At 32.5% G+C, this 19,664-nt stretch carries 18 protein-coding genes; 2 read left to right on the forward strand and 16 right to left on the reverse strand.

What is annotated here, in order from left to right; translation table 11 throughout:
- Positions 1-43: 43 nt before the first annotated feature.
- From PYW31_RS10690 to PYW31_RS10740, 11 genes are all read right to left on the reverse strand, one after another.
- A complete protein-coding gene (locus PYW31_RS10690) occupies positions 44-1,111 on the reverse strand; it encodes a YkvI family membrane protein (protein WP_046837110.1) in 1,068 nt (355 codons plus the stop codon).
- A gap of 340 nt (positions 1,112-1,451) precedes the next feature.
- The gene (locus PYW31_RS10695) at positions 1,452-1,952 is read right to left on the reverse strand and encodes a hypothetical protein (RefSeq protein ID WP_046837109.1); all 501 of its coding nucleotides are present in this window, start codon (positions 1,950-1,952) and stop codon (positions 1,452-1,454) included.
- Between the two features lie 199 nt (positions 1,953-2,151).
- A complete protein-coding gene (gene dhaM, locus PYW31_RS10700; RefSeq protein WP_046837108.1) occupies positions 2,152-2,514 on the reverse strand; it encodes a dihydroxyacetone kinase phosphoryl donor subunit DhaM in 363 nt (120 codons plus the stop codon).
- Between the two features lie 2 nt (positions 2,515-2,516).
- The gene (gene dhaL / locus PYW31_RS10705) at positions 2,517-3,092 is read right to left on the reverse strand and encodes a dihydroxyacetone kinase subunit DhaL (RefSeq protein ID WP_046837107.1); all 576 of its coding nucleotides are present in this window, start codon (positions 3,090-3,092) and stop codon (positions 2,517-2,519) included.
- A gap of 33 nt (positions 3,093-3,125) precedes the next feature.
- Positions 3,126-4,091, reverse strand: coding sequence for a dihydroxyacetone kinase subunit DhaK (gene dhaK, locus PYW31_RS10710; protein ID WP_046837106.1), 966 nt, complete (start codon positions 4,089-4,091; stop codon positions 3,126-3,128).
- A 156-nt stretch (positions 4,092-4,247) separates the two neighbouring features.
- Positions 4,248-5,264: a FecCD family ABC transporter permease gene (locus PYW31_RS10715; RefSeq protein WP_046837105.1), complete on the reverse strand. Its 1,017-nt coding sequence runs from the start codon at positions 5,262-5,264 to the stop codon at positions 4,248-4,250.
- Complete coding sequence (locus PYW31_RS10720; RefSeq protein WP_046837104.1) at positions 5,261-6,262, reverse strand: FecCD family ABC transporter permease; 1,002 nt, start codon at positions 6,260-6,262, stop codon at positions 5,261-5,263. Before PYW31_RS10720 ends, PYW31_RS10715 begins: the two co-directional genes overlap by 4 nt.
- Before the next feature lie 10 nt (positions 6,263-6,272).
- Positions 6,273-7,076 carry an ABC transporter ATP-binding protein gene (locus tag PYW31_RS10725; RefSeq protein ID WP_046837103.1) on the reverse strand — a complete coding sequence of 268 codons (804 nt, stop codon included), beginning with the start codon at positions 7,074-7,076 and terminating at the stop codon, positions 6,273-6,275.
- Between the two features lie 343 nt (positions 7,077-7,419).
- Positions 7,420-8,256 (reverse strand): YitT family protein, encoded by an 837-nt coding sequence (locus tag PYW31_RS10730; RefSeq protein WP_046837102.1) that lies wholly within the window; start codon positions 8,254-8,256, stop codon positions 7,420-7,422.
- A 500-nt stretch (positions 8,257-8,756) separates the two neighbouring features.
- Positions 8,757-9,986, reverse strand: coding sequence for a NupC/NupG family nucleoside CNT transporter (locus tag PYW31_RS10735; protein ID WP_046837101.1), 1,230 nt, complete (start codon positions 9,984-9,986; stop codon positions 8,757-8,759).
- A gap of 382 nt (positions 9,987-10,368) precedes the next feature.
- A complete protein-coding gene (locus PYW31_RS10740) occupies positions 10,369-12,087 on the reverse strand; it encodes an ABC transporter ATP-binding protein (protein ID WP_046837100.1) in 1,719 nt (572 codons plus the stop codon).
- Between the two features lie 240 nt (positions 12,088-12,327).
- Between PYW31_RS10740 and pbp4 the strand changes: the two genes are divergently transcribed.
- A complete protein-coding gene (pbp4, locus tag PYW31_RS10745; RefSeq protein ID WP_046837099.1) occupies positions 12,328-13,620 on the forward strand; it encodes a penicillin-binding protein PBP4 in 1,293 nt (430 codons plus the stop codon).
- 361 nt (positions 13,621-13,981) lie between these two features.
- Here the strand turns inward: pbp4 and tagD are convergent, their stop codons facing one another.
- The 4 genes from tagD to PYW31_RS10765 form a co-directional block, all read right to left on the reverse strand.
- Positions 13,982-14,380: a glycerol-3-phosphate cytidylyltransferase gene (gene tagD / locus PYW31_RS10750; RefSeq protein WP_046837098.1), complete on the reverse strand. Its 399-nt coding sequence runs from the start codon at positions 14,378-14,380 to the stop codon at positions 13,982-13,984.
- 92 nt (positions 14,381-14,472) lie between these two features.
- Entirely contained in the window at positions 14,473-15,531 is a 1,059-nt protein-coding gene (locus PYW31_RS10755; protein WP_046837097.1) for a glycosyltransferase family 2 protein, read from the reverse strand.
- Positions 15,528-16,619, reverse strand: a complete 1,092-nt coding sequence (gene tarB, locus PYW31_RS10760) for a teichoic acid glycerol-phosphate primase TarB (protein ID WP_046837096.1) — start codon at positions 16,617-16,619, stop codon at positions 15,528-15,530. The genes PYW31_RS10755 and tarB overlap by 4 nt, the downstream gene beginning before the upstream one ends.
- A 169-nt stretch (positions 16,620-16,788) precedes the next feature.
- Positions 16,789-17,589, reverse strand: coding sequence for an ABC transporter permease (locus PYW31_RS10765; RefSeq protein ID WP_046837095.1), 801 nt, complete (start codon positions 17,587-17,589; stop codon positions 16,789-16,791).
- Between the two features lie 397 nt (positions 17,590-17,986).
- Between PYW31_RS10765 and tagH the strand changes: the two genes are divergently transcribed.
- Positions 17,987-18,781, forward strand: coding sequence for a teichoic acids export ABC transporter ATP-binding subunit TagH (gene tagH, locus PYW31_RS10770; RefSeq protein WP_046837094.1), 795 nt, complete (start codon positions 17,987-17,989; stop codon positions 18,779-18,781).
- An 84-nt stretch (positions 18,782-18,865) separates the two neighbouring features.
- On the opposite strand, the gene tarA is transcribed toward tagH, so the two are convergent.
- Entirely contained in the window at positions 18,866-19,612 is a 747-nt protein-coding gene (gene tarA, locus PYW31_RS10775; protein WP_046837093.1) for an N-acetylglucosaminyldiphosphoundecaprenol N-acetyl-beta-D-mannosaminyltransferase TarA, read from the reverse strand.
- Positions 19,613-19,664: the final 52 nt, after the last annotated feature.

The raw sequence follows: 19,664 nt of genomic DNA on the forward strand, positions 1-19,664 counted from the left end.
ACAAAACCCCAGCCTACTTTTTAAGTGGCTGAGATTTATTTAATTAAGCAATATGCTTTTTATTTTGACTCTTTCTAAAATAATATTTAATAAGTACTGCAACAACTACAATTAGTCCTATCACACCCATAATTGGATATAAGAAATTAATTAGGCCAGCGAAACCAACAAAACTCAAACCATATGCTACTAATGACATAACAACTATCAATATATGATATTTTTTACTGTATGGCTCTGTAAACCTTGCTGAAAATGAATACATGAGTCCAAGAATTGTATTGTACATTACTGCTAACATAATGATTGATAATACTAACCCTAACCATGGAGTGATATTATTCGCTAAAGTTAATGTCGGAATAGAGACATCTTTAATTTTGGGATATTCTGCTTGTAATGCAAAATTGATGAGTGCAAGTAAAACAGTATAAACAACACCACCAAATAATGCACCTGAACCCGAAATTTTACGTTTAGAAGCATCTCCGCCTATAGCAACTATCGTACTAAAACCAACTGCAAACGCTAAGCCACCATAATTAATACCATACATAATACCTTTCCAAATACTCGTTTCTGGCATTGTTTGGTTTACTTTATCGAATGAAATGCTTCCATTAAATAAATAATATATTGCGATGGTTACTACCAAAATAATTAAAAATGGCGTCACCACACCTAATGCACGGACAATTTTATTAAAATCCATTAATAGCGTGATATATATTGCAATTACCATAATTAAGGCACCCAACCAAGTAGGTACACTAAAACTTTCTTCAAAAGTTGCACCAGCACCAGCAATCATTGTCACCGAGATACCAAATAAGAAAAAGATTAGTAAGTAATCTATAATTTTACTAAATACACCACCAAATAAGTAATCTAATGTTGATTCATGATTTTGTGCATCAAATGCTGTTCCTATTTTAGCAACTTGTCTTCCAATAAATCCTAAAATCAAACCAGAAAGTATAACACCTATGTAAGACCATAAACCAAATGGTGTAAAGAATTGCATGACTTCCTGACCAGTAGAAAAACCAGCACCTACAACGATGCCAACATAAGCAAAACCAATTTTTATAGCTTCTTTATTCAGCCCCATCTACTAAAAAACCTCCTTATTGTTAACACATTGAGTTATTATAACTCAATAAATATATTTTGCAACATAGTAAAATATAAAATTACAAAAAAAAATCAATACACTACTTACCAATTTAAAATTAAAAAATCTTTGGTCACCCAATAGCTTTTTGATTATATTTTAATAAACATAATTCTATTTTTTAAATTTAATTTTTACTTTAGAAAAATTTAACAATAACTATACCAGGTTTTTTTAAATAAAAAACCAGAGAACGCATATATTTAAGCGAGTTCTCTGGTTTTTATTCATCACGTCAAAGTCCAATAATAATCTTTCAATTAAAGTATATCGTACATTAATGTGCATTTTTAAATCGATTAAGTTCATTGAAATCTACCACTACATTATCCATACGTTTAGCAGTTTCTTTAAGTACGTTACGCGCAACGCTATTAGACGGATCTAATTTAAGTATTTGACGAGAAACATCGAATGCTTTTTTATCAGAAATAACTGGTTCAGGAATTGCGTGTAACAATAACATTTGTAATAAACTTTTCACTTCTTTGCCATCAGTAAGTTTTATGGATGACTCTGCATGATAAAAAGCAGAATCTAAAGCCCCTTGTAGTTCACTAAGAGGATAAACTAATAATAGAAAAGCTAAATCATGCATTTCTGCAGTCTCTTCTATTTTCATCATATCTAAGATACATGTATAAAACATGATACTTTCCACTTCATGTGCACTAGAAATATAAGCTTCTTCAAATTCCATAAAATCTGCTTCGGACATCAAACGTTTAACTGACTCAAATTCGCCGTTTAAGACATGCTTTTTAATTAACTCTTTCATGGCAATGTCCTCCTAAGTCTCCAGATTTCTATAATAGTTAGCTTCTATTTTACCATAATATAACTATTTATTCATTTAAAAAAGAAGCTATTCACTATATTAACTTAAGTTTGATCACTAGATACAAGAACACTACCTTAAATGAACTAGAACAAAAACAACCTTTTCCAAATTATTTAGACATATATACTAATCATAATTAACCAAAGGTTTTATTTAAATCCGCAATAGCATCTTCAATCGATCCACCGACAGATAATTTTACAGCTGCTGTAAAACTGCCTTCGACAATCGGGGCATTCACTTTTTCTATTTGATAATTTCCTGTATACATTTCAATAGCTAAATCTAAATTCATCTCTGCGGAACCAATATCGTAAAAACAAAGTGCATCGTCCTCTAACTCATTGACTAAAGTTTGAATATGATCATATGAAGTGCCGATGTTACCCTCGACACCACCTTGTGCAATCACATGCACTTCATTTGCCATTTGATTCAATAAATCTTTTGTTCCATTTGCGATATCTTTACTGTGGCTAACTATTACAATTGTCGTCATAACTATTCATCTCCAATCAATGCATTTAAAATATAAACACTACTTTGTGCACCTGGGTCAATATGACCAATAGATGCTTCTTTAAAGTAGGAAGCTCTTCCTTTAGTTGCTTCTATATCTTTCGTTAAATCTGCATACGATTGTAAAACTTCTTCTGTTAACTTTTCGTCATTTTCTGCTGCTTCACTTGCACGCTTAATTACATCGTACATCGTTTTTTCATTTAACTCTACTTTTCCTCTTTGAGCAATAGCCTCCGCAAAAGTATTTAATATAGTTTTTAAGTTCTTATCGTTGATGTCATCTTCTACTACTTGAGACATCTTAACAAAACTAAATCCGTATAATGGTCCTGAGGCACCACCAATATTTGACATTAATGTCATACCTGTAGATTTTAACAAACTCTGCATAGAACTATCATCAATATTATCTGGCAGTGCTTTAAAGCCTCTAACCATATTTACTCCGTGATCACCATCACCAATCGCACGATCTAATTCAGTCAATAAACCTTCTTTTTCTTCAAATATTTCTACTAAATTAAGTAATCTATCTTTCAATTCGACAACATTCATATTTATTCGCTCCTTTTTACAATGTTATATGCCTTAATTAAAGTACGAACTTTCCGTCGGTTCTGACAGTGCCGTTAATACAGCTTCGTTATATGGTATAAAAGTTAATGAAAAACCTTGCATATCAAGCGCAGTCATATAATCGCCAACCAACCAATGTTTAACTTCAATATCCCGTTGACTCAAGTTATCATTTACATACTTCGTTACTATGTTCAATTCTGATAATGGTGTAGCCCCCATTCCATTGACCATAACTATAAGTTGCTTTGCTTCAACTTCTTTCATTAATTCCGAAATTAACCGTTCTACGATTTGATCTACTGGCACTATTTTTTCTCTAGATAATCCCTTTTCACCATGAATACCGACGCCAATCTCTATTTCATCACTCTCAATATCAAAACCATATTGTCCTGTAGTAGGTACCATAGGTGCAGTTATTGCCATTCCAATTGTTTTAATTTCAGATATAAATTGTTCTACCTTCTCTTTTATATTATCTAAGTTCTCCCCTTGGTCAGCCAAATGTCCAGCATACTTGTGTACTAAGACAGTCCCTGCAACCCCTCTTCTTTTATCTTCATCACTCACTGCAATATCATCTTTAACAATAACTGTGGCCACTTGAATATCTTCCATTTCTGCCATCTCTTGTGCCATTTCAAAATTCATAACGTCACCGGCATAGTTTTTCACTACGAGTAGCACACCATTACCATTATCTACAGCTTTAATTGCACTTAGTATTTTATCAGGTGTTGGTGATGTAAAGACTTCACCACATACGGCAGCATCTAACATACCATCCGCCACGTATCCAGCATGTGCCGGCTCATGCCCGCTCCCACCTCCAGATACAATAGCGACACCTTGTTTTTTCTTCTCTTTTCTTACAACAACAGTATCTGCAATGACTTCAATTTGAGTATTCATTCTTGAAAGTCCTTCTAACATATCAGTTAAGAAGGACGTCTTTTCTTTAATTAATTTTTTCATAAAGTTAGCCTCCTGTTATCATTGTTCTCTTACATTATACCCCACTCACAAATGTAAACGCTAACACCAAGGAAGAAATCTATTTAATATTCATTTACAAAGTATAAGAAAAGGATGTAAACCACTTTCATGGTATACATCCTCATTATCAATCATTTATACTGATTTCGTTTTATACATCAAATATAAGAAATACGGCGCGCCAATAATCGCAACTACGATTCCTGCAGGTACTCCAGAAGGTTGTAAAATAACTTTCCCAATCGTATCTGCTAATACTAATAAAAACGCACCTATCAATATAGATATAGGTAAAAACAGTTGATGCCTCGGGCCAACAATAGATTTAGCGATATGCGGTCCCATCAAACCAATGAACCCTATTGCCCCAGCAACTGATACAGCTGCTGACGATAAAATCACTGCCACCAAGAGCAGAATAATACGTTCTTTGCCAATTTTCACGCCTACACCTTGAGCAATATATTGATGCGTACTCAACAAATTTAGCACATTGGATTTAAACAATAAGAATGGAATTAAAATAATAACCCATGGTAAGAATGCGATAACAAATGTCCATTCATCCCCCCATATGTTACCAGCAAACCATGAGGCAATAAATTCGGATTGGTCTTCATCAAATTTAGACATTAAAGTCAATGAACCACCACTAAGTGCTGCAGCCATCCCTACACCCACAAGTACCATGCTCGCAGGTGTAATACCTTCTCCTTTATTATAACTAAAAGAAAAGATAATCAACGCTGTTAATATGCCGCCAATCATACTTACAAAAGGCAGGATATACACAAAATTATCCGCATTAACTTGACCAACAACAATAAATAAGGCTATAACGAAACCACTACCTGCATTTATTCCCAAAATACCTGGTTCTGCTAATGGATTTCTTGTAACACTTTGTATCACCGCACCGCTCATAGCTAGTGCTGCACCTGCCAAAATAGTAATTATCATGCGTGGTAGTCTAAATTCCATCAAAATAAGTGTATCTGTATACGCTCCCTGACCTATCAACGTCTTAAAGAAAGTGCCTATCGACATTTTATATTCTCCTGAGGTCATACTCCATGCACAAGCAAGCAAGACGAGTACACATAAAATAACCATTGTTATCCATTGTTTATATCTAAGTTTTGGATTTATCATGAGAAGCGACCTCCTCTTTTAACTAAATATAAGAAATAAGGTACGCCTATAAATGAAATGATTGCTCCTACTGGCGCTTCACCTAACATACGCGCAACAGTATCTGCCACAAGCATTAACAGACCACCGACAACAGCTGTTAATGGAACAACACGTGCGTAATCTGTACCTACTAAATAACGGACGATATGTGGAACCATTAGTCCAACGAATGCAATTTGTCCAACCATAGCGACTGCTATACCAGCAAGTACCATAGATAAGACCAACGTGATACCTCTAGTGAAAGCTACATTTTGCCCTAACCCTCTTGCTAGAGTTTCCCCTAAATTCAAGATGGTTAATTGCTTACTCATAATAATAAGTACAACTAGTGAAATAATAATAAATGGGGCGGCCCAAATTAGTTGACCCCACGTTGTACCAGAAACACCACCAGCACTCCAAAAAGTAAGACTTTGATTTAATCTAAATAAAAGCGCGACACCTTGGCTTAATGCAGTTAATAATGCACTGACTGCTGCACCAGCAAGAATTATGCGCATAGGATTAAAACCATCACTTCTTGACTTTCCTATCATTAATACGATAAAACCACCTAACAACGCGCCTATAAAACCAGCAAACATCAGTACTAAAAAAGGCGCAGAAGGGTATAGTGCAAAAGTGAGTGCAAGCATAAATGAAGCTCCAGAGTTCAAGCCAATTAAACTTGGGTCTGCTAACCCATTTTTAGTAACACCTTGAATCACAGCTCCTGAGGTAGCCAATGCAACTCCTACTAATATTGCACCTATATCTCTAGGAATTCGTATTTCACTAATAATATTGTGCTGTTGGTTTTTTGAATCATAATTGAATACCGCATCAAAGATTGTAGTTATATGAATCTTGGCATCACCCAATAAAATAGACACAGTAAGTGCAATTAATAATAAGACAACACTCACAAGTAGTGTTGTCGTAAAGTTTAGTTTCCCTTTTCTCTTTGTCATCATAAATTAACTCCTAAACCTCTGTATAGCTCTTTCTACATAAATCATATGTCACTAACATAGGTTTTCCCGTTCTAGGATCCGTACTAATTTCAACATCAATGTTAAATACTTTTTCTAAATTTTCTTTAGTTAAAACTGCTTCAGTATCTCCATGAGCAACGATATCCCCATCTTTCATAGTAATTAAGTGATCTGAGAAACGTACCGCTTGATTGATATCATGTAACACCATAATAATTGTACAATCTTGTTCACGGTTTAGCTGAGTAATTAATTCTAAAATTTCTAATTGATGAGATATATCTAAATACGTAGTAGGCTCGTCTAAGAAAATGATATCTGTACGCTGCGCTAGTGCCATAGCAATCCATACTCTTTGACGTTGCCCCCCACTCAAATCATTAATTGGACGATGTTTAAAATCATAAGTTCCCGTAACTGTCATAGCCCAATCGATTTCCTTTTTATCTTCAGCAGACAATCGACCAAAACCTTTTTGATGTGGAAAACGACCATATGAAACTAATTCTCCGACTGTCAATCCATCTGCAACCTCCGGGGATTGCGGTAAAATTGCAATTTTTTTAGCTACATCTTTTGTAGATTGCGCATGCAAACTTTCACCATCTAATTTTATTTGACCATCTTTAATTGGCAATAAACGCGACAACGCTTTTAATAACGTTGATTTCCCACAACCGTTAGGCCCAATTATTGAAGTGATTTTCCCATCAGGAATATGAATATCTAAATTATCTACAATGACATTATCTCCATAACCTATAGTAACTTGCTCTCCTAATAAACGGTTCATAAGTTCCCTTCTTCCTTATAATAAGCATAATTCTTTATCTATAATTTCATTTTATGATTTACGACAATATATTTATTTTATTTTCAATTAATTTTTGTAAATGATAATCATTATCACAGGTGTCATTATATCATTTTTTACTAATATTGACTATCAAATATTATTACTATAATTATTAATTACAGTTACTATGCCCAGAAGGAAAATCTAGTGAATTATAATTTTGAGTCGTAGAATGATCATATTATGATGCCAAAGATTATTTTGTTTTAAAAAAGCCTTGTTTCTTGGTAAAAAAACCAAAAGACAAGGCATCGCAAATTATTTGTACATCGTAATTAAATTAGTGTTCATCTATTAAAAAACCATTACCATATACATCGCGTACATCATGAATGACTAAAAAGGCATCATCATCTATTTTTCTAATTAAACGTTTGGCCTTTGTGACTTGGGTCTTTGTAATAACGACATAAAGTATGTCTTTCTCTTGTTTTGAAAAATAGCCCCTACCATTGAGTATAGTAAGTCCACGTCCAACCTGTTCATCAATAACCTTCGCAATTTCATCAGGTTTACTTGAAATAATGGTCATTGCTTTTTTCGTATTTAAACCTTCAATAACGTAATCCATTACTTTTGTGCCAATATATAATGAGATTACTGTGACTAAGGCACTGGCAATAGGTATCACCGTTAAAGAAATAACTACTACAATTAAATCAAAAAACAATAAAGCATATGGCGTGCTGACATCTAAGTATTTATTAGCTATTTTCGCTAAGATCGTAGTACCTGCAGTTGTACCACCCGCTAGTACGATAACACCAATTCCTAGACCAACACACGAGCCACCAAAAACTGCATTGACTAGTAAATTTCCAGTTTCAATATGCCAACTTTCAGTCACCTCTAGAAATACTGATATTAATATAGTCGCAACAATTGTTAAGTACATACTTCGCTTACTCAAAAACTTATAGCCTAAAGCAATAAGTACGGCATTTAATACGAAGTTAGTGATACTTGGAGAAATGTGAAAGGCATAGTAAAGTACAATTGCTAAACCAGTCACGCCTCCTTCACCTAAATCAGCAGATATAATAAATGTATTTACGCCTGCTGAGAATACAAACGATCCGAAAACAATTAATATTAAATCACGCGCTGTTTTATTCACCTACACAACCTCCTTTTATTTGGTTCAATCAATTGAATGTTAGCAAATATCAACACATACCACAATATCATTATGAATAAATGATTATCTATTTTTCTATAAAATTGAATGTATTGCCCCTTAATTAGCGACCGAATTTAATTTTTAAAAATTCTGAATTTTCGATTTACTTATACAAACTACTTTGCTATAATAAAATTTATCTTCTTATTGATAGCCAATAAGAAGCCATCTCCTTTGTGTTGTTTATAGTAACAAACAAAACAATTTTTGCTCGAGTATATTAATAGTACCTAGTCCTTACTACTAATATACAATTAATTCATTTCCCGTAAAAGCCAAGTAATGATGAATGTGTCTCCTCACTTCATTCACTTGGCTTTATTTTTGTCTTTTAAAAATTTACCTCAATATATAACATACACATTCATTGTAATAAAAAACTGATGTAGAACCTCATTAAGGTCCACACCAGTTTTTTATAATTCCATTATTTCTAGTTACCAAGCAAATAATCCTACAAAACCAGCTGTCATTAATGATACAAGAATACCTGATAACAGTAACATTGGAACATATTGAGATACGAAGTCCGAAGTTTTTTTATCAACTATGCCTTTTAATGTTCCAACAATCATTCCTATTGTAGAGAAGTTTGCGAACGAAATTAAGAATGTCGTCAGTACTGCACGTCTATGAGGCGAATAAGAATCAATTACATCTTTAATTTGACCCATTACTACAAATTCGTTTGTAACGATTTTCTTAGCCATTTGTTGAGCAACTATCCACGCTTCATCCCACGGTAAACCTAACAATAAAGCAAATGGATACATGAATACACCTAAGATTTGATCTAAACCAAAACTTCCTTTGATTCCTATCCAACCAGCTGCAATACTTGTAATTAAGTTAATGATTCGATCGATTAAATCAGATAATGCTACAAAACTAATAACAAATGCAACAATAATTAAAATTAATTTACCTGCATTTAGTACTGAGTCTCCCAAGAATGAGAAGAACGGCTGACGCTCTACTTCATTATTTTGAATACTATAAATAATATCTTCTTTTTCCTTTAATGTAACAGGATTTAATATCGAAGTTATGATAATAGCATTAATAATATTTAATGGAATCGCAGTTAATACCAAATCTCCAGGAACCATAGAAACGTATGCACCTACAATTGCGCCTGATACAGAACTCATAGACATCATGGCTACAGTTAATACACGCGTTTCTTTCATACGTTTTAACTGTTCATTAGACACTGCTAAAGCTTCTGTATTTCCTAAGAACATCATTTCAATACCAAAGAATGACTCAAATTTAGGTTGGCGTGTGATTTTTGCTAGAACCCAACCAATACCGCCTATAACTTTAGGTAATATATTTAAATACATCAAAATATCAAATAATGGTACTACTAATAGTATTGGAAATAACGCGCTTACTGCCATATCCATTGCACCAGGTTTAACCCAACTTGCAAACGCAAATCCAGTACCTGCGTGTGCAGAATCAATCATCCAAGAAATACCATTCGCTAATCCTTGTACGCCGCTTTTCCCCCAAGGAAAATAAATTAAGAACCACGCTAAACATAAGTTTAAAATGACAAGTATTCCAATAGATGTCCACTGTATGTTTTTTCTATTTCTAGAAAACAATACGGCAATCCCTAAGAACACAAATAAACCAATTATGTTAATTACTAAAAACATAATACACCCACCATTTCTATTTTATATCAAGGACAGCAAAGAATTTTTGAAAATAATTCGTCGTTATGTATTAGAAAAGTTAAGATAAACACATAGTCAATCCAAAATAACTTGAACTCATTCCTAAACCATAGTTAATATGCGCACCTTAACCCTTCTATCTATTTAAATAAATATAATTTACAAATATTAATGACCACACTTCTCATCCAATGCTTCTTTGAATAATTCACAATAATTATAGCATGTATGTACTTTAGTGAAAATAACTATTTCAAAGTTCGATTAACAATCTAAAGTAACCTAAAAAAAACATTTAACATACGTGTTTTAGGGTGAAACCGAATACATTTATGATCTATTTATTTGTAATTACCATTTTTTAGTCTGCTAAGTTTTGAGTATTTACAAATTGTTGATATTTTTTGTGTGATGCCATTAATTCTTGATGCGTACCTTTCCCAGTGACTTCTCCACCATCTATAAAGATAATTTGTTCTGCCTTTTTAATAGTCGAAAGTCTGTGCGCAATAACCACGGTTGTACGATTTTCCATTAATTCCTCTAATGCGTCTTGAATTTTACGTTCACTTTCACTATCTAAATTTGCTGTTGCTTCGTCGAGCAATAAAATATCTGGATTTTTAACAAAACTTCGTGCAATATCTATACGTTGACGCTGACCACCTGACAGCTTCAATCCTCTCTCGCCGACGAGGGTATCATAGCCATCGTCAAACTGTTCAATAAATTCATGACAATTCGCTAAACGTGCATAATGGATTAATGCTTCATCCGTTACCTCTCGATTAATACCATACAAAATATTATCTCTAATCGTACCATTCATTAAAGCGTTAGATTGCATAACATAGCCAATTTTTTCACGCCAATCTACTAAAGATATGTCGTATATCGATTTATCACCATAAGATATATCCCCTTTTTCAATATCATACATTCGTTCAATAATATTAAATATTGTACTCTTACCTGACCCTGACGGACCTACAAATGCAGTCACCTTACTGTGTGGAATATTAAAAGATACATCTTTTAATATAGGTTTAACATCATATTTAAAATCGACATTTTTAAAGGTTAAATCTCCATCTTTAATTACATCTTCTTGCGTTAAATATAATGGTTCTGTTGGCTCTTCCATAATTTCATATATACGACTACTCGCTCCTACAGCCTTTTTATAATCAGTAACTAATGTCGATAAGTTGATTAATGGCGTAGACAATTGAATAACATAGAAAATCATGGCAATTAATGTACCTGCCGTAATAGCACCCGTCGATATTCTAATCGCACCAAAACCTAATATAATAGCAATAGTTAATAACATAATCAAACCAGAAATCGGCTGAATAATTGCAGTAATTTTTGCTTGTTTTAAACCTAAAAAATAGATTTCTTTTAAGTTTTTATGTGCATTATCTAACTCTAAATGTTCTGTACTTGATATTTTTACTAAACGCATCTCTGTCAATACACGACCGAGCAAACCACTAAAATTAGCAATTTCTGCCTGAGTTTTTTTAGATATATTTTGCATCACTTTACCTAATGGAATCATGATTAACACAAAAATTGGAATAGTAATGAAGGTCAGTAATGTCATTTTCCAATCCATCACAAATAACATAATTAAAGAACCTATAATTGTTAAAATAGAAGGTAATAAGTTCGGTAACTTTTGGGATATAAATTCGTTAATGACTTTAGTATCGTCTGTTAAACGACTCATTAATTGTCCACTTTCGTTTTGATCGAAAAATGGCATTTTCAAATGAATAATATGTTTCCATAAAATCGAACGAATCGCATATATTATTTTTTCACCAATCTTACTTAATAAATATAACCCTAGACCGCTCAATAAAGCATTCAATATAAATATTGCTATAAATGCAACTACAAAACCCCAATTAAAATTTTCGAAGGAAAACTTATCTACAAGTTTACCCGTGAAAAATGGTACGACTAGTCCTGTAATACTCCCTAAAGATGAAATGAGCACAGCAATAACTATAAGCCCAGTCGGCCATGATAATCTTTTAAACAAATAAAATAATGGATTTTTTTGATTCATGTCTGATACCTCTTCTAAAATATTTTCAAAAATCTTTACTCTGCTTTAAAAAGCAGTTAAACGATATATTAATTAAATTTTCCACTTAAATATTTATTATATATTCTTACTACTTATATATAACATATTTTACACAACATTATACATCATAAGCTAGATATAAAATTTTTAAATAGTACTTCAATATGCTAAAATAAATCTATTATACAAAAAATTGAATATGTAAGAAGGAATGTAATTATGAAAAAGTTAGTTCTGACAATTGTAACTGCACTCTTTGCCAGTACAATTATAACACCTTTTGCAGATGCCGAAACAGTAACGCCTACTCAAGCAGCAAATCAATATGGTTATAATGTATCTGACAACTATCAGCCTGAGGGCGCAGTTAACATTGCACAATCGGGACAAGTTCTTTATCAATATAATATGAATAAAGAATGGTATCCCGCATCAATGACCAAGCTGATGACGATGTACCTAACACTTGAAGCTATTAAAAAGGGAGATTTGTCCTTAAACGATAAAGTTACTATTACAGATGACCATTATCGTATGTCTACCCTACCAGAATTAAGCAATACAAAATTATATCCTGGGGAAACTTATACTATTAAAGAATTGCTACAAATTACTGTTTCAGCTTCTAGTAATGCCGCTGCTTTAATTTTAGCAAATGAAGTATCTGGGAATACTTCTGACTTTACTGATAAGATGAACGAGAAAGCTAAGTCTATAGGTATGAAAGATACACACTTCGTTAACCCTACTGGTGCTGAAAATAAACAATTGAAAGATTTCGTGCCAAAGAAATACCAAGCTGAGGATAGTACAACATCTACAGCAAAAGATTTCGATATTTTAGCACAACGCACGATTAAAGATACACCTAAAATTTTATATTTCACTAAGCAACTTGCTCCAACCCAACACGGTGTAACTTATTACACCTTCAACCATTCACTTGAAGGTGCAGACATGAGTCTAAAAGGGACTGATGGTTTGAAGACTGGCTCAAGTGATCAAGCAGACTATAATCATACAATTACTACTAAGCGTGATGGGTTTAGAATTGTTCAAACCATTATGGGAGCAGGCAATTATGATAATCTCGGTGGAGAAAAACAACGTAATATGATGGGAAATGCATTAATGAATATGTCCTTTGATCAGTACAAATATCAAAAGATATTAGCTAAAGGAGAACATAAGATTAATGGTCATACGTATTTTGTAGAGAAAGACTTTTACGATGTCCTCCCACGCGACTTCACCAAAAAAGATTACAAATTTGTTGTAGAGGACGGTAAAGTACATATTGAATACGACCGTGACTTTATTTCTAGTAAATATGGCCCTCCATCTGTAGATGTTAATAAGCCGCTTGTACACAAAGCGACAACAATTGTAAAATCTTCATGGGATGAGCATCCATTATTAACATTAATAGGAACATTGTTTATCATTGCAGCACTCGCTATTATAATTTTTTTAATCATCGATATGGTTAAAAAAAGAAAAAAGAAAAAGTAAACAGAAACCTTCACTCTAGTTCATCATTAAAATAAGCTACGTCTCACAACAAGCAAAACACGCTAATATATAATCATCTTCAAAATAAAAGTACACCTCTATTTAAAATAGAGGTGTACTTTTTTATGCTTGAAATTTCACAATTTTGAACATTCTTATTTGTTTAAGTATAACTTTGATGGTGCAATGCCTCACTCATATCGTTCTCTAACTTAACAATACATTATACATTCTATGTGATTAAAAAAAAGACGCACGATATACTGTAAGTTCGAATATCATGCGTCTACTAAACCTTTAAGATTTATATCATATTTTTCATTTAAAGCTACTCATTTTACTATTCAAAAAAGAATAATCTTTATTTTTCTGAATCGCCATAAAGTTCTTTTTTAATTTTAGTTGTAGAAATACCTTCTGTACGATTTAAATAAGTAACTTCGCATTTATCTTTTAAGAAGTCAAACTCACCTTCCCAATCATGGCCCATAACAAATTTATCTATTTCAAAACGTTCAACATCTATTTCTTTTTGTCCCCATCCGCTTTCTGGAATAACAAGGTCAACATAACGAATAGACTCTAACATCATTTTTCGTTGTTCATAATTATAATAAGATTTCTTATTTTTAACACGGTTAAATTCATCTGTAGAAAGTGCAACGACTAAATAATCGCCCATCTCTCTTGCTCTTCTTAATAATTCAATGTGACCGTAATGTAATAAATCATACGTTCCATAAGTAATAACACGTTTCATTTTTATTTACTCCTTAACAAAAATTTTATTTTAATTTTACATTTTTAAAAATTATAGCATATTGATACAAAGTTTACGAATTCTGCAAAAATTCATCGTTTCAAATACTGCTTCAATTTCATTTTTCCTCTAAATTTTGCACGCCTCGGTAATATTTCCACTTTAAAACGATAATAGCTAGGTCTGCCTATACCCACGCTCAATAACGCTTCTCTCCATTGAGTGTAAAGTGATTTAGTCCAGTTGCTACCTCCACGTTCAAGGACACTCACAATTCTAAACAGCGCCTCACCAGAATAATCTGTTGATTGCATTGTTTTTATATATGTGATTACCGTTTGCAATAATTGTTGTGTAATTGCCTTGTGTTTCATCAAATGTGCTTGTAACAAATAACTGACAATTAATTCATCCATACGGTAGCTATAGTATATTCGTTCTTCAGGCAACAATAAAGTCTCCATAACACGAGCCCTTACATTTATTGCATCTCTTATATAAATTTCAAATTGCTCTGCACGTTGATCGGTAACAGAGCCTTCAACTTCATTGTAACCATAAACAATATTCGGTAAAAGTTGTATGTCCCTTGCTTTTTTATACGCTTGAATCATAAACTGATGTTCTTCACAAAATACAATGTCTTCATCAAATCGTATATCAACGTATTTATTACTAAACATTTTACCGCCCGGACCGATGGACTGCATGATTTCTGGACATTGCGCTAAACTTACTTTTTCTTGCTTTTGTATAGCCTGGTGTGTTGCAATGGTCTGCCATTCACCATTATTTTCTCTAGCTATTTGGCCAATAACGATGTCAACATGCTCATCCTGTTGATAATAATCTGCCATAAAATCAATACGACTTGGTAAAAACTCATCATCTGCATCTAAGAACATAAATACATCACCGGTCATACATGATAATCCTTTATTTCTACTTGCTGCAGCTCCTTGATTTTCTTGATTTATACAGACAATATTCTTATATTCTTTTTGCAACTGTTCTAGAAGCATTGCACTCTCATCAGTAGAGCCATCATTAATACATATAATTTCGTATTGATGTTTGGTATCTACTGAAGCAATAGCTCTACGCAACGTATGTGCTGCATTATATACAGGAATTATTATTGATATTTTCATACTTTCACCATTTTCTCTATATAATTAACGACTTGTTCCAAACTATCTTTACTATTGTATTCATGCCACGACTTAAATAATGGCACTAAAGGTACTGAATCTTCTTTTAATTTTTCCACTAATTGCATTTCGTCATAAACTTTATATTGACTTGGAATGTCATTATAAAATTCATTTAAACCACGTTCTTTCTCGTACCGTTGTTCGTCATAAACATAAAATAATGTGGGTTTATTTAACAGACTCGCTTCTATCGCTAATGAACTATAATCGCTAATAATGATATCTGCCATAATCATTAAAGATTGTAAATCTATTTCTGTTTGATCATCACTTGCAATAGATGGATGTAGTTTATTCAATAAAGTATAATGAGGTAATTCTGATTCGAATCTCTCCTTATCAATATCACGATTAGATTGTTGATGTTCTCGATACGTAGGGACATATATCGCGACTTTGCCCTCTATGCCATATTGAATTTTTAATTCTTGTTGTTTTTTTACAATATCTACAGTGCTATAAGGCACAAGTCTCGGCAAACCTGTTTTTAAGAATTGATCATCTGTTGCTTCAAAAGCATTTTTAAAGCAAGTGGCCATGGCATCTCCCCCAACTAAATAGTTATCCGTAGCTTGATACACTTTTCTATACTGATTAACCATATGTTTATTGGATAAATCAACTTGGTGATCTGTCAGCCCGAAATTTTTTAATGCGCCTGCAGCATGCCAAGTTTGGATAACGGTCTGATTCGTTTTCTTTTTAAAACCACCTAACATTAAATAATAAGTATCTATAATCATTATTTTTGCTATACTTAAGGCCTTTATATGTTTGAAAACTTGTTTGTTTCCTGCAGGTATAAATGTTGCATTTTCAAATGGTTGAATATATCTTCTATTTTCTTCTTTACTGATAACAGTAATTTGATAACCTTTTTTATTTAATGCTTCTATAATTGGTAGCACATCTTCTGCAAACGTCATGATCACAGCAATATGATGGTCTTGTACTTTTTTTCTACTATAAATTAAATTTAAAAAACTAATAATAGTCATATAAAGTTTTTTAATTATTTGCCTCAAAATTTCCACCGCCAACTTGAATTATGAATTCCATTCCTTATATTATATCTATCTTATAGTTAAAATTATAGAAAAATCCTTTAACGACTCTACACAAGTCATTAAAGGATATCTATATAATCATTTAAAATTCCATTCATCTATCTAACCAAGTAACTGATTATGCCTCTTACATAAAGTCTGCAAAATGATCTCTGTACCGCATGTGTAGGAAAGAACCTACCATAAATAATAGCAGTATAATACACAAGTTATAGCATGTTAGTTCCCAATGCGTAATAAAATACCATTCTTTATGTAACACTGCAGAGCGATAAGCCTCTGCTAAATAGTATATTGGATTTAATTGCATTACATCTTTAACAATACCTTCTGGTGGTACAATTAAAATAGATGATGCGAAAAATACCATTCTCATTAAAGCCTGAATCGCCTGTTGTGTATCTTTAACTAATACACCTAAAGTAGATGTAAACAAAGCTATGGTTGTTGTGAGAATTAAAGCGAATGGCACATAAAGCAATAACTGTAATGTATATATTGTTGGATAAAAACCTGATAACATACACAATAAAATGACCACTGCTAATAATGCAATGTGCCCATAGAACCTACTCATAACGATATATGAAGGTATAATTGACAGTGGAAAGTTCATCTTAGCCACTTGATTATATTTCGTCGCTATCGCTTTGGTACCTTCTAAAACACCTTGGTTTACAAAGAACCACATACTAATACCTACAAGTAACCAATAAATAAATGGAACGCCGTCTACTGGACCATTATTTCTAATTCCTAAACCAAATACAAACCAATAAACCATTATTTGTAATGCTGGGTTAATTAATTCCCACGCCATTCCCAAATAGTTATTCGTATTAGAAATTTTTAATTGGAACTGCGCTAACCTTTGAATAAGATAGAAATTTTTTAAATGCTCCTTCAAAACTACCCAAACTGCATTCATTTAACTAAACCACACTTTCAATCGATTTGACTTTATCACTATTTTCTCATGACAATAAAGCATTCAAGTTTAATATACGACTTGTTCCCTATCATAACAACAATTCTTTACTTTCGTAAATTTCCACTATTAGATATGCTATGAATATATTAATCTGTATACTAAAGATGAAAACAAAAGCTAGTGAAAACAAAATAAAAGTTGTTTTATTTTTTATATTTCCATTTATTTTATCTTTATAGTTGATTTTACATCCTAAATTCAGTAAAATTTAACAACTGTATAAGAGTTAAAATCGTTAAATTGTACTCACTTACTTTACAATAGGTTAATAAATTTAACAACTAATATAATATATAATATACTTGAAGTAACTGTAAATAAGGAAGGTTAAATTATGAATGTATCGGTTAACATTGAACATGTAACTAAAGAGTATCGTATTTACCGTAATAATAAAGAGCGTTTAAAGGATGCTATTGTACCTTTTCATAAGAACAAAACATTTTACGCTTTGAATGACCTATCCATAAAAGCTTATGAAGGCGATGTCATTGGCCTTGTAGGCATCAATGGCTCTGGGAAATCTACTTTAAGCAATATGATTGGTGGATCTTTATCACCTACTGAAGGCAACATTCAGCGTGATGGTGACGTAAGCGTTATCGCTATCAATGCTGGCCTAAATGGTCAATTAACTGGCGTCGAAAACATTGAATTTAAAATGCTCTGTATGGGCTTCTCAAGAAAAGAAATTAAAGAATTGACGCCACAAGTTATTGAATTCAGTGAATTAGGTGAATTTATTTACCAACCCGTTAAAAAATATTCTAGTGGTATGCGCGCAAAATTAGGTTTCTCAATTAATATTACTACAAACCCTGACATCTTAGTAATTGATGAAGCGCTATCTGTTGGTGATCAAACGTTTGCTCAAAAATGTTTAGACAAAATTTTCGAATATAAAGCCCAAGGGAAAACAATTTTCTTTGTAAGCCACAATATGAAACAAGTTCGTGAATTCTGTACTAAAATCGCTTGGATTGAAGGTGGAAAACTCAAACAATACGGGGAATTAGAAGAAGTATTGCCAGAGTATGAAAAATTCTTGAATAACTTCAAAAAACGTTCAAAAGCTGAACAAAAGAAATTTAGAAGCGAGTTAGATAACTCAAGATTTGTGGTTAAGTAAAAGTAAATTATCACATATAACTTATCAGATTGATTAAAAGCGTGAATTCCAGTTAGTACTAATTGGAATTCACGCTTTTAATTTTTATTTTTTTATCGCTACTTTAATAACTTTAAAAACAAACTTAGGAATAGATTTTAATCTACCTAACCTTTTCCAATCTATAATCACTCGATAAATCCATTCTATATTTAAACGTCTGAATAGCATAGGCGCTCTTTTTTTAGTTCCGCTAAACACTTCTAGAGAGCCTCCAACGCCCATCAAAACAGTTTGATTAAAACACTCCGTATAACTTTCAATCCATTGTTCTTGTCTAGGATAGCCCATACCAACAAATATATAATCTGGTTTAAAAGATATCACTTGTTCCAACACCTCTTCATCTGAGAAATCAAAAAAGCCATGATGGAAATCAAAATTGATATTAGGGTACTTTTGTTCCAATCTTTGTTTCGCTTGTATGACAACATTATTTTCTGCACCTAATAAAAATACATTTTGTTGTTTATCGTTAGCAATTTCCAAACAGCTTTCCATCATTTCAATACCGGGAACACGTTCTTTAAGTGGTGTTCTCAATAATTTAGAGGCTTTAACAACACCTGTCCCGTCAGGAATAACATAATCAGCACGATTAATTAAATTACGATATTCATTATGCTCAGTAGCATAGTCTACGATTTCAGGATTAGCAGTAACGATAAATAAATTATCTTTTGCTTCTGATAAGAAAAATTGCTTAATATTTTCTTGCATATCGATTAAAGTGACATTATCAAAATATACTGATAAAATATCAACCTTGTTCAGCTTGTTGCTTTCTGTCATTATGCATATGCTCCTAACTCAATATATCTTATAATTGATTAATCTTTATTTT

Source organism: Staphylococcus succinus (assembly GCF_029024945.1).
Classification (GTDB): Bacteria; Bacillota; Bacilli; order Staphylococcales; family Staphylococcaceae; genus Staphylococcus; species Staphylococcus succinus.

Coding starts and splice junctions, on each gene's coding strand:
- tagH (WP_046837094.1), top strand. CDS start 17,987: ATGAATGTATCGGTTAACATTGAACATGTAACTAAAGAGTATCGTATT.
- PYW31_RS10690 (WP_046837110.1), bottom strand. CDS start 1,111: ATGGGGCTGAATAAAGAAGCTATAAAAATTGGTTTTGCTTATGTTGGC.
- PYW31_RS10720 (WP_046837104.1), bottom strand. CDS start 6,262: ATGATGACAAAGAGAAAAGGGAAACTAAACTTTACGACAACACTACTT.
- PYW31_RS10765 (WP_046837095.1), bottom strand. CDS start 17,589: ATGAATGCAGTTTGGGTAGTTTTGAAGGAGCATTTAAAAAATTTCTAT.
- PYW31_RS10695 (WP_046837109.1), bottom strand. CDS start 1,952: ATGAAAGAGTTAATTAAAAAGCATGTCTTAAACGGCGAATTTGAGTCA.
- PYW31_RS10725 (WP_046837103.1), bottom strand. CDS start 7,076: ATGAACCGTTTATTAGGAGAGCAAGTTACTATAGGTTATGGAGATAAT.
- tagD (WP_046837098.1), bottom strand. CDS start 14,380: ATGAAACGTGTTATTACTTATGGAACGTATGATTTATTACATTACGGT.
- PYW31_RS10755 (WP_046837097.1), bottom strand. CDS start 15,531: ATGAAAATATCAATAATAATTCCTGTATATAATGCAGCACATACGTTG.
- dhaM (WP_046837108.1), bottom strand. CDS start 2,514: ATGACGACAATTGTAATAGTTAGCCACAGTAAAGATATCGCAAATGGA.
- tarA (WP_046837093.1), bottom strand. CDS start 19,612: ATGACAGAAAGCAACAAGCTGAACAAGGTTGATATTTTATCAGTATAT.
- PYW31_RS10715 (WP_046837105.1), bottom strand. CDS start 5,264: ATGATAAATCCAAAACTTAGATATAAACAATGGATAACAATGGTTATT.
- PYW31_RS10735 (WP_046837101.1), bottom strand. CDS start 9,986: ATGTTTTTAGTAATTAACATAATTGGTTTATTTGTGTTCTTAGGGATT.
- pbp4 (WP_046837099.1), top strand. CDS start 12,328: ATGAAAAAGTTAGTTCTGACAATTGTAACTGCACTCTTTGCCAGTACA.
- dhaK (WP_046837106.1), bottom strand. CDS start 4,091: ATGAAAAAATTAATTAAAGAAAAGACGTCCTTCTTAACTGATATGTTA.
- dhaL (WP_046837107.1), bottom strand. CDS start 3,092: ATGAATGTTGTCGAATTGAAAGATAGATTACTTAATTTAGTAGAAATA.
- PYW31_RS10740 (WP_046837100.1), bottom strand. CDS start 12,087: ATGAATCAAAAAAATCCATTATTTTATTTGTTTAAAAGATTATCATGG.